At 63.8% G+C, this 10546-nt stretch carries 9 protein-coding genes; all 9 read right to left on the minus strand.

The window, feature by feature from the left end; genetic code table 11:
* Nucleotides 1–237: 237 nt before the first annotated feature.
* The gene (locus ACQRD3_RS12835) at nucleotides 238–1329 is read right to left on the minus strand and encodes a GerAB/ArcD/ProY family transporter (RefSeq protein WP_080906230.1); all 1092 of its coding nucleotides are present in this window, start codon (nucleotides 1327–1329) and stop codon (nucleotides 238–240) included.
* Complete coding sequence (locus ACQRD3_RS12840) at nucleotides 1313–2275, minus strand: hypothetical protein (protein WP_427781651.1); 963 nt, start codon at nucleotides 2273–2275, stop codon at nucleotides 1313–1315. Before ACQRD3_RS12840 ends, ACQRD3_RS12835 begins: the two co-directional genes overlap by 17 nt.
* A complete protein-coding gene (locus tag ACQRD3_RS12845; protein WP_427781652.1) occupies nucleotides 2272–3789 on the minus strand; it encodes a spore germination protein in 1518 nt (505 codons plus the stop codon). Before ACQRD3_RS12845 ends, ACQRD3_RS12840 begins: the two co-directional genes overlap by 4 nt.
* A 339-nt stretch (nucleotides 3790–4128) precedes the next feature.
* A complete protein-coding gene (locus ACQRD3_RS12850) occupies nucleotides 4129–4833 on the minus strand; it encodes a F420-0--gamma-glutamyl ligase (RefSeq protein WP_427781653.1) in 705 nt (234 codons plus the stop codon).
* A gap of 82 nt (nucleotides 4834–4915) precedes the next feature.
* Nucleotides 4916–7561, minus strand: coding sequence for a cation-translocating P-type ATPase (locus ACQRD3_RS12855; RefSeq protein ID WP_427781657.1), 2646 nt, complete (start codon nucleotides 7559–7561; stop codon nucleotides 4916–4918).
* Nucleotides 7562–7620: 59 nt separating this feature from the next.
* A complete protein-coding gene (locus tag ACQRD3_RS12860; RefSeq protein WP_427781654.1) occupies nucleotides 7621–8310 on the minus strand; it encodes a response regulator in 690 nt (229 codons plus the stop codon).
* The gene (locus ACQRD3_RS12865; protein ID WP_427781655.1) at nucleotides 8311–8685 is read right to left on the minus strand and encodes a helix-turn-helix domain-containing protein; all 375 of its coding nucleotides are present in this window, start codon (nucleotides 8683–8685) and stop codon (nucleotides 8311–8313) included.
* A gap of 177 nt (nucleotides 8686–8862) precedes the next feature.
* The gene (locus ACQRD3_RS12870) at nucleotides 8863–10071 is read right to left on the minus strand and encodes a peptidylprolyl isomerase (protein ID WP_080906235.1); all 1209 of its coding nucleotides are present in this window, start codon (nucleotides 10069–10071) and stop codon (nucleotides 8863–8865) included.
* A 117-nt stretch (nucleotides 10072–10188) separates the two neighbouring features.
* A partial coding sequence (locus ACQRD3_RS12875) for a hypothetical protein (protein ID WP_427781656.1) occupies nucleotides 10189–10546 on the minus strand: 358 nt, incomplete at its 5' end.

The following is a 10546-nucleotide window of genomic DNA, read 5'->3' on the forward strand; positions in this document are numbered from 1 at the left end:
GGCTTTCCGAATCCAGTCTTTGACGCTTCAGACGCAACTTTGATAGTTTATCATAGCTCGTCCGCTTTGTCAACTACTTTTTTCAGCCCTTTCGGACCCTTCCGATCCCTCGACTCGTTCCCGCCCTGCTCAACAGGTGCTCGAATAATATATCAAAACCACACCCGTTTGTCAACGCTTTTTTCGCATTTTCTTCCGTTCTTTTTTACCTGCTCTTTTCCATGCTATATCTGCACTTTACTCATTGTTTTCCCCACAAGATATGGCTTGTCCCTTCCCTCTGTTTCGTATTTTTTCCGTCAAAACCGCAAGGGCCGGCAGCAAAACTCCGAAAAACAAATTTCCCACCGGAGCTGCCTCCTCGCTCCAAAAAAGGACGCTCCCCCGATCCGGCAGCCATCCGGCGATCAAAAAGCCAAAAAGGGCCGCCGGGTACCGCCCCCAGGTCCACTTGGGGATCAGCGTTTGCCCCAGCGCGCCGCAGCTCCACTCCAGAAGTGCCAGAAGGGCCAGGTCCCCCAGGGCGATCACCGCCGCCAGCGCCGCCTCTCCCCTCTGGAACGCTCCGGGCAGGCCGACGCCCCTTAATAAATAGAGGATGGGCTCATCCATCTCTCCCACCAGCGCGGGCCCAAAGGCCCCCACCACCGCCAGCAGCAGTGCGGCCAGCGCAGCGCTGGCCCAGACAGTCCACGCCCCTCCCCGCAGACCGCTTTCCTTTCTCAGGGGCAGGCACAGCGCATAAACGCCATATCCGGCCAGAGACAGCACGGCCAGCGCAGCCGCCGGCAGCCCGGAGGCATCCTCTCCCCGGGCGGGCCACAGGTTCTGCCACCGCAGTGAGGAGAGCGCCAGCAGGAGGACCGCTCCCATCACGGCCGTCACCGCCAGGAAAAAAATCCGCCCGGTCCGGGCAAAGGATGCCCCGTCTCCACGGCTCAGCCACAGAGTCACCACCAGAGTGGCCGCCAGAAAAAGCCACCGGCTGCCCCCTTCTCCCACCGTGGCCGTCAGCCGGTCGGCATACCGCCGGGCGCTGACGGCCAGCAGAAAGATCCCCCACAGCAGGTAGCCGCCCACGATCCCCTTTCCCAGCCATCGGCCAAAGGACGCGTTCAACCCCCGGGGGAGGCTCTCCGCCCCCAGGGTCCGCCACAGCCGGCACAGGACCAGACCAACGGGCAGGGCCAGCACCGGCGCCAGCCAGGCCAGCCGCCCGGCAGCGGCAACCGGTACCGTCACCAGCCCCAGCGCCGCGGGCGCCAGCGACGCCATCGTCAACTCCAGCCGCTCCCGCTGAGACCGGCCCTTTTCAGCTCCTCCGTTCATAGCTGCCCTCGATCCTCCCTGTCACTTTGACCGCCAGCTCCTCCACCGGCGCGTTTTCTATGTGCCCCCACGCCCAGGGGCGCAGCGCTCCCCGCTCCCGGTCCAGGCCCCAGCAGTCCAGCCGGTCGGACAGGACCGCCCGGATCTGACGCTCTCCCCAGACCTCCAAAGCCGCCTCCTGTGCCTCTCCCCGAACGCTTTGTGCGGTCAGGGTGCACCTCACCTCTCCGTCCTTGGCCCAGGTCCGCACCCCGGTGAGGGCGGCGGCAGAGCCGTCGGGCAGGGGGACCACCGTCCCCTTGCCCAGTCCGGCCAGCAGCTCGGCCCCCTGGGCAGCCTCTCCCGTCCAGAGGCGCACCAGCCCCTCCGGCCCTACCGCTGCCCAGCCCGCGGGCTCCAGCGCTCCATCCCCGTCCGGCTCCAGCACGGGGACCGGGGCGTACTCCCCCTCCGCCAGACGGGAGAGGGTCTCCCCCACCGTCCGGCCCCGGGGGTCTTCCGTTCCGCCTTCTTTGGCCGCCTGGGCGGCGGCATCGGACAGAGCCGCCCCGGCGGAGCCTCTTACAATATATAATAAAGTATCCAACCTCAGCTCCCGGTCTGTCAACACAAAGTCCAGGGTCTCCCACAGTCCCGTGCGGGCCAGGTCCTCCCCCACCAGAAGGCGGTCGGCCTGCCCCAGATAAGGGACGGCACTGCCCTTTTTCCCCAGTCCGCGGCACGCCTCAGCCAGCGACTGCCCCTTTCCCGTCAGTACCTGTGGCTCCTCATCCTGAGAGGCCCGCACTCCCGTCACCGCGGTCACGGCCACCGCGGCGCCCGCTCGATCCGCCGCCAGGGCGGACACCAGCGTCAGCTCCTCCATCTCCCGGCCCCGGGGCAGCAGTCCCACACCCCGGGCCGCAAGCACCACCGCCAGAAGCAGGGCCCATCCTTTTCCCTTCATTGCTGCTTCCTCCGATTTTCCGGCTTCAGGTAGCCCGGTCTCAGTTTGTCCCGGGGCAGGGGCTGCCGCAGGACAGTCTCACCCTCCACCTGCTCCCCGGAGTTGGCTGCAAAGGGAGTGAGATAGGCCGCGCCAAAGCTCTCCAGCCCGGCCAGATGCCCCACCAGAAAAGCCGTGCCCATCAGTACACCGAACAGACCGGCCAGACCGGCCAGCACCGTCAGCAGGAACCGCCACAGCCGCAGCGCCCCGGCCAGATCCTGACTGGGCATGGTGTACCCGGCGATGCCGGCCACCGCCACCACCACCAGCACCGCCGGGGAGATGAGCTTGGCCTCCACCGCCGCCGAGCCCACCACCAGGCCGCCCAGGATGGACACGGTCTGACCGATGGATTGGGGCAGGCGGAGCCCCGCTTCCTGAAGCACCTCGAAAGCCAGCAGCAAAAGCAGCGTCTCAAAGAGCGTGGAGAAGGGCACATCCCGCCGGGCGGCCATAATGGACAGGGCCAGGCGGGTGGGGATCATCTCGGGATGGAAGTTCACCATGGCCACATAGACCGCCGGCAGGTAGAGCGTCCCCAGCAGGCACACCCAGCGCAGCACGGTGAGCGCGGAGGCCACCATCCAGTTCTCCGCCCGGTCCTGAGGGGTCCGGAGAAAATCCCCGATCACCGCCGGGGCCAGATACCCCAGGGGCAGCCCCTCCACCAGAATGCCCACCCGGCCCTGGGCCAGTCCGTAGCAGAACCGGTCGGGCCGTTCGGTATGCTGCACCAAAGGGAAGGGGGTATTCAGCCGGTCGGCGATATATTCCTCCAGGTTTCCGGTGGCCAGCAGCGCGTCGATGTCGATCCGCTCCACCCGCCGCTTCAGATCCTCCACCGTCTCCGGGTTGGCGATCCCGTCCAGCCACACCAGATCCACCGGGGTCAGGGACTGCCGTCCCACGATCTGCTCCTCGATCCGCAGCTCTGGAGCCCGGAGGTGCCGCCGGGTGAGAGAGGTGTTGGTCCTCAGATTCTCTACAAAGGAGTCCTTGGGGCCTTTGACTGAGACCTCGTTTTCCGGATCCCCGATGCTCCGCTTTTCCTCGGTGCCCGTATTAAAGGAGAGGGCCTTGGGCCGGTCGGGAAAGAGCAGCAGGCAGTTTCCCCCGATGAGCGCATCAGCCGCCTCGTCCAGCGTCTCCACCTCGGTCACCGACAGGTTGTATAGCGCGCCGGAGCGCATCCGCTCCCAGGCCATGGCCTGGCTGCCCTCCCCCAGAGCCCGGTCCTGAGCCAGAGGCCGGAGGATATAGTCGCTCACCCGCTCCATCTTTACCATGCCGGAGAGAAAAATGAGGTCGGCCCGCAGGGCCTCGTTGCCCCCCACCGCCACACCCCGGCGGTTGTAGTCCACGCAGCGGTCAAACACCTGGCCCAGCCGCTCGGCGGTCAGGGGGCCCTCCAGCCGGGGCTCCCGCCGGGGATGGGGAGGATCGGGACGTTTTTTCCGTCCGAAAAATCCCATGCGCCTCCTCCTTTCACCGTTTTTTCCAGTGTGCCCCACCGTTGGATTTGTTATCCCTTTTTTGCGGGTGGCCGCGCTTGGTGGGGGCGTAATTGCTCTCCTGCATGGGTGCCCTGGAATACCGTTCTTTTCGATCTGGACCACAGGCGGTGCCGTCTGGCAGGCATGTGGTTTTTTGTTCCGCATGCGTGCTCTGAACGGCCATTCCTTTTTAGAAAAAGGCCAGCCTCTCGAACCACCCGCCCAAAGGGCCGCAATCACACCGCAGCCAAACGGCACCGCCCCCCAGCTAAAAAACAGACGCGCCGCTTTTTGCGGCGCGTCTGTCACAATGTTTTTTTACTCCTTGATTTCCCGAATCAGCACAAAGGGGGTCAGCTGCCGGTCCTGACCGGCCGGATTGTCCCGAATGAGGTCCAGAAGTCCCTCCTCGCTCCAGCCCTTGAGCTGTTCCCCCCGGCCCAGCAGCTCCACGTTCAGATCGTTGGCATCCACGATCATCATCACCACGCCGGTCTTGTCGTAGACCTCGTCGCACACCCTGTCCGGATCGCTGGGGACCCGCACGCCCATGTGCTCATACTCGGGGATGTCATGGCCGTAGAAGCCGTCCAGGCCGGACACCTCGGTGCCCAGCATCTTGTAAAACGTCCCGTGGACACCCCGGAGCTTGTCGACGGCGGCACAGACGGCAGCCCACAGCACCTTCCCCAGGCCGCAGACGTTGATGGCAAACTGCATCTTCACCGGCAGTCCCATCCCCGGTCCGGCTTCGGTCTGGTGGACAAAACGGGAGAGGAGCCTGGCCCAGAACCCGGGCTTCACTTCATCCTCGGTGACGATCCGGCCCTGGCACAGGGCGATGACCTTCTCGCTGGAGGAGACGATGTCCCCCGGTTCATAGTGCGGCAGTACGTATTGACGAATCAGGTCGAGGTAGCTCTCCCCCACCTGAACAAAATGGGTCGTAATGGCATGGCGGGCATATTTTTTGCCCCCCGCCTCAATGACGACGTTCTTTCCCTCATTTGCGTAAAAATCCATTTGAACGGCTCCCTTTCGTGCAAGTATTCCTATTATATCCATATTGGAAGCCGCGCGCAACCTTTAATCTGTTTTTCTTTTTCTATCCCACCGCGGTGGGCGTGGGCCGGGCCGACCGGCCGGTCTCCTCCCGGGGCCTCCGGTTTCGCCGCCGGCCCCAAGCCTTAGTCGCCTCGCACACCGCCACCGGCGCCGCCGCCAGGGCCAGCACCACCAGCCACTGGGTCGGATCCATGGCCACCGTCTGGAACACCGCCTGCAGCGGCGGCAGGCAGAGCACCGCCACCTGCATGGCCGCGCCCACCAGAAAGGCCCGGTTCATGGCCGGGTTGGAGAACACCCCGATGTGAAACACCGACTGCTCCTCGCTCCGGGCGTCAAAGGCGTGAAAGAGCTGGCAGAGCGTGAGGGTGGCGAAGGCCATGGTGTTGGCCGCCGCGCTGGCCTCCCCGGGATCGGAGAGCACATACTCCCCCAGCCAGTAGGCCCCCAGAGTGAGCAGCCCCACCATGGCCCCCTGCCAGGCCAGCCGCAGGGAAAAGGCCCGGGTGAAAAGGCTTTCGTGGGCATTTCGGGGCCGCTGGTCCATGACCTCCTCCTCCACCGGCTCCACCCCAAGGGCCAGGGCCGGGAGGGCGTCGGTCACCAGGTTGAGCCACAGCAGCTGCACCGGCACCAGCGGCATCTGGTGGAACCCCAGCACCGTGGCCAGAAAGATGGTCAGGATCTCTCCGATATTGCAGGAGAGCAGATAGTGGATGGCCTTTTTGATGTTGGCGTAGATTCCCCTTCCCTCAGCCACGGCGGAGACGATGGTAGCAAAGTTGTCGTCGGTGAGGATCATGTCGGCGGCCTCCTTGGCCACATCGGTGCCCGCCTTCCCCATGGCACAGCCGATGTGGGCGGCCTTGAGAGCGGGCGCGTCGTTCACACCGTCCCCCGTCATGGCCACCACCTGTCCCTTTTTCCTCCAGGCGTTGACGATGCGGCTCTTGTGCTCCGGGGAGACCCGGGCGTAAACGGCGAAGCGCTCCACGTCCTCCTCCAGCGCCTCCTGGGGCATAAAGTCCAGGTCGGCCCCTGTGACCACCAGATCCCCGCTCCGGCAGATCCCCAGGCTGCGGGCGATGGCGGCGGCGGTGAGCTTGTGATCTCCCGTGATCATCACCGGCCGGATCCCCGCCCTCCAGCACTGCTCCACCGCGGCCCCGGCCTCGGGCCGGGGCGGGTCGATCATCCCCACCAGGCCCAGGAAGGTCAGGTCTTTTTCCACCGCCGACGGAGTGAGCTTCCCCGGCATCCGATCCAGCTCCCGGACCGCCACACCCAGCACCCGCAGGGCTCCGGCGGCCATGCGGTCGTTGGCGGCCAACGCCGCCCTTTTTGCCGCGGCGGAGAGCAGGCACCGCTCCAGCAGCACGTCGGGCGCGCCCTTGACATAGACCCGGCAGCCCCCGCCGGGCTTTGAATATACGGTGGACATGAGCTTGCGTCCCGCGTCAAAGGGCACCTCTCCCCGCCGGGGATTCTCCCGCTCCAGCCCGGCCTTGTTTACCCCCTCTTTCCGGGCGGCCTCCACCAGGGCGGCCTCGGTGGGGTCCCCCGTCACCCGCCCCCGCTCGTCCACGGAGGCGTCGCAGCAGAGGGCGGCCGCGGTGAGCAGGGCCGTCCGGTCCTTTCCCGCCGCCATCCACGTTTCCGTTACAGTCATTTTATTCTGGGTGAGGGTCCCCGTCTTGTCTGAGCAGATCACTCCGGCGCAGCCCAGGGTCTCCACCGCGGGCAGCTTTTTGACGATGGCGCCCTGCCTGGCCATCCGCTGCACGCCCAGCGCCAGCACGATGGTGACAATGGCGGGCAGGCCCTCGGGGATGGCGGCCACCGCCAGAGACACCGCCGTCATGAACATCTCCAGAATGCCCCGCCCCTGGAGCAGCCCCACTCCGAACATCACCGCGCACACGCACAGGCAGAGGAACGACAGGGTCTTGGAGATCTCTCCCATCTTCCGCTGGAGGGGGGTCTCGGTCTCCTCCTGATTCAGCAGGAGCCCGGCCACCTTCCCCACCTCGCTGTTCATGCCGGTGGAGGTGACCGCGCAGACGCCCCGCCCCGCCGTGATGACCGTAGAGCCGATGACCATGTTGTGCCGGTCTGCCAGGCCGGTCTCCGGAGGCAGGCCCTCCCCCACGCACTTCTCCACCGGGACCGACTCCCCTGTCATGGCGCTCTCGTCGGCCTTCAGACCCGCGCAGTCCAAAATGCGGGCGTCGGCGGGCACCAGGTCCCCCGCCTCCAGACGGATCAGGTCTCCCGGAACCAGCTCGGCGGCTCCCAGCCGCAGCTCTTTCCCGTCCCGGGTCACCCGGGCGAGGGGTGCCGACATCTGCTTCAGGGCCTCCAGCGCCCGCTCGGCGCTGCTCTCCTGGGAGATGGAGATCACGGCGTTGACCGCCACGATGAGCAGGATAATGGCGGCGTCCAGCCAGTCCTCCCCGCCGCTGGACAGGAAGGACAGCCCCGCCGCCGCCAGCAGCACCAGGATCATGGGATCCTTCAGCTGCTGAAACAACCGCTCCGCCATGCTCTCCCGGGGCCGCCCGGTCAGAGCGTTGGGTCCGTAAATCCCCAGCCTCCGCTTTGCCTCTTCCGCCGACAGGCCCCGCCTCCGGTCGGTCTCCAGATCCGACAGGGTCTCCCCAATGCTTTTGCTGTGCCAGGCGCTCATGGCTTCCATTCCTTTCATTTCCACTTTCTGGAAACCATGATACGCCCACGCTTGTCCGATTACAAGGGAAACTTGGCGGAGGCCAGTAAAGCCCGAAGGAAATCTCCGTTGGCGGGCGGGCGGTCTGTCTCAGAGCATCCGGTCAGCTTCCGATAGGGCTTGCTGCCGGTCTGGTGGATCTGGCGGATGAGAGAGCGGATATTCTTTTCCACGCAGGCGTAGGTGCTCCGGCTCTCGGACGCCACCTGCAAATAGGCCTCCTTCATCAGCTCCACCCGACCGCTGCCCAGGATCTCCAGAGCCCGGATGGCCTGCCGGTAGCCCAGGCACTTTGGCTTCGCCCCCATCTGCTGGAGCAGGGTCTCAAACTGCTGCCGCCGGTCGCCGCAGAGGGAGCGGATATCCTCCGCCAGCTCCTGAAACAGCACCGGTTTGGCCAGAAAAAAATCCGCTCCCGCGCTGAGCGCCGCAGCGCTGACGGCCGGACCCGCCGCCCGGGTGACCACCAGGATCTTGGACCGGCCGCCCTCTCTCCGGTAGCGGCGCAGCAGTTCCATCCCGCTGATGCCGGGGAGGATCAGGTCCAGCAGAATCAGATCGGCCTCCTCCCGGCGGGCCAGCTCCAGGCCGGTCAATCCGTCCGCGGCCTGGCCGCAGGGCTCCAGTCCTTCGGTATTCTCCAGAAAATCCAGCAGCAGCCATCTCTGTGTCGGATCATCCTCCACCACCAGCACTCGGATCGGCCCCATTTAATGTTCCTCCTCAGGCCGCATGGCCTCCAGCATCTCCTGAAGGCGGATGACGACTTGGGACAGCATGTCCCGTTCCACGACGTTCAGCCCGGCCATGTATTCCGCAGCCAGCGCCGCACAGCCCACCATCTCGTCGCGGCCGAACAGCAGATAGTCGCTGGTGACTCCCAGCGCTTTGACCAGCTTAGAAAATTTTCCCACAGTCATGCTCTGCTGACCCTTCTCCACTTTGGCAAGAAACTGCGTTGAGATATCTGCGGCCTCGGCCAGCTGTTCCGCCGTCATCCTCCGCCCCTTTCGGGCCATCCGGATCCTCGCACCGACGGCCGCCGCCGCCGGGTCCACTCCGTTTTCTCTCATTTCCTGTCTCATGGCTGTCCCTCACCTTTTAACTGATAGGTATAGATTGCCACAATTATCGAAGAATTGAATCATCTATTGTTTTGTTCTATATCAATTATAATTTCATTTTATTGGGCCGCACTGCTCAAAAAAGACCGGCGGGACGTAGTTTTGTCCCGCCGGTTTTGCTCTTTGATTTCTTTTCGATCAGCTGCCGGAAGCCGTTTCCGCAGGTGCCGGGCTCTCCTCCGCCGGTGCGCCGGTCTCCGGAACGGGGCTCTCGCTCACCGCCGGACTGGCGCTGGCCTTGGCCGCGGCTTTGGCCTCCATCACAGTCTGGAGCTTGTCGTAGAAAGTCTTGGGATCCAGCGTATCGTAGGCTTTGGTGGTCTTTACCTCGGCCTCGTCCAGCCACTGCTGGGTGAGCTGGCTGAACTTGTAGTCCGTAGTGCAGTTCTGCTTGACCTGCTCCTGATCCACGTCCAGCCGAAGAATGACGTGATAGCCGAACCGGCTCTCCACGGGGTCGCTGATCTCCCCCACCTTCAGGGCCTTCGTGGCATCCTCAAACTCGCTGACCATCTGCCCGGTATAAATATAGGTGTAGCCGTCGGGATAGGCCAGTGTTCCGTCGTCATTGCGCCCGTCCTCGCTGTACTGGTTCATCAGCTCGTCAAACTTTTCCACGGTATCGCCGGCGTCCCGGAGCTGCTGCCGCAGGTCCTGTGCCTTCTGGAGGGCCTGGGCCTTCTCCTCGTCGGTGAACTCCTCATAGGACTGCCCGTCCTCGCTGACCTTCCGGGTGGAGATCAGAATGTGCTTGGCTGCGTAGATGCCGTTATCCGCAACAAACTGCTCATAGTCCGCATCGGTAACGGCGAGCGAACCGTCTCCCTCCAGCTTCTCCTTGAGTCCCTGATTGAGGTAGTAGACAGTATTCAGCTTCACAAACCCGTCCCGGGAAATACAGCGGCTGTCCAGCCACTCCTGCAAAGCCTCTTCGCCGCCCAGCTGTTCGGCCACCTTCGCCATTTCGTCATTGATCTCTTTGTTCTGCTCCTCGGTGAGGGTGATCCCCGCCTCGGCGGCCTTGGTCTCAATGACCCGATAGAGCTTGGCGGTCTCCAGCGCGTCGGACTTCAGTACTTCGGCCGTGGCGGTTCCGTCCTCTCCCAGAGTCTCCTCCCAGGCGTCGTCGTTGGCCAGGCTGCCATACTGCTTTTCCTGGGAAATCGCGCTCAGGAGCCAGAAGAGATATTCCTCCGCCGGAATCGCCTGTCCGTCCACCGTGAGGATCTCACTGTCCCGCTTGAGGTTGGCGGCCTGGTAGGCCATATCGTCAGGATCGGCGGCAGCCCCACAGCTGGCCAGAAGGCACAGGGCCAGCGTCCCGGCGATCAATCGACTCTTCTTCATGTATATCCTCCTTCGTGATGTAGCGTCACGGTAGCCATTGTACCACCCTTTTCCTGTCGAGACAATGAAAACCGAAGTTCCTTTCCGAATTGTTTACAAATTTAAGAAACTACTGATTCAAACCAAGTATGTGGATCGGTGAGCAGATTTTCCGCCTGACTGCGTTAAAAAATCTTGAAATACACAAAGTATTCCTGCGATTTTTTGTCTTGCCAGACGAAAAATCTGCCGCTGAGACACGTGCGGGGATTGATTCAGTGGTTCCTTAAGAAAAGACGGCGGTGCAGCATAAGCCGCACTGCCGTCCGAGACTGTCGAAAAAGTGGCTGCGCCACTTTTTCGGGCAGGATGCAGCCCGTCGCGCGCACGCATGGTCCGCCGAAGGCGGACCATGCGCACACTGACGGGCTGAGAGGTGTTTTCTGCCACGTACACGCCGCGGCAGGAAACGGATCCCACCTCTTTCGCGCCTGCG

Origin of the sequence: Candidatus Pseudoscillospira sp. SGI.172 (assembly GCF_050313575.1) — a bacterium.
Lineage (GTDB): Bacteria > Bacillota > Clostridia > Oscillospirales > Oscillospiraceae > Vermiculatibacterium.

What these genes read in the sequence shown, in the direction of transcription:
- ACQRD3_RS12870 (WP_080906235.1), bottom strand. Translation starts at nt 10,071, where the DNA reads ATGAAGAAGAGTCGATTGATCGCCGGGACGCTGGCCCTGTGCCTTCTG.
- ACQRD3_RS12865 (WP_427781655.1), bottom strand. Translation starts at nt 8,685, where the DNA reads ATGAGACAGGAAATGAGAGAAAACGGAGTGGACCCGGCGGCGGCGGCC.
- ACQRD3_RS12860 (WP_427781654.1), bottom strand. Translation starts at nt 8,310, where the DNA reads ATGGGGCCGATCCGAGTGCTGGTGGTGGAGGATGATCCGACACAGAGA.
- ACQRD3_RS12855 (WP_427781657.1), bottom strand. Translation starts at nt 7,561, where the DNA reads ATGAGCGCCTGGCACAGCAAAAGCATTGGGGAGACCCTGTCGGATCTG.
- ACQRD3_RS12845 (WP_427781652.1), bottom strand. Translation starts at nt 3,789, where the DNA reads ATGGGATTTTTCGGACGGAAAAAACGTCCCGATCCTCCCCATCCCCGG.
- ACQRD3_RS12850 (WP_427781653.1), bottom strand. Translation starts at nt 4,833, where the DNA reads ATGGATTTTTACGCAAATGAGGGAAAGAACGTCGTCATTGAGGCGGGG.
- ACQRD3_RS12840 (WP_427781651.1), bottom strand. Translation starts at nt 2,275, where the DNA reads ATGAAGGGAAAAGGATGGGCCCTGCTTCTGGCGGTGGTGCTTGCGGCC.
- ACQRD3_RS12835 (WP_080906230.1), bottom strand. Translation starts at nt 1,329, where the DNA reads ATGAACGGAGGAGCTGAAAAGGGCCGGTCTCAGCGGGAGCGGCTGGAG.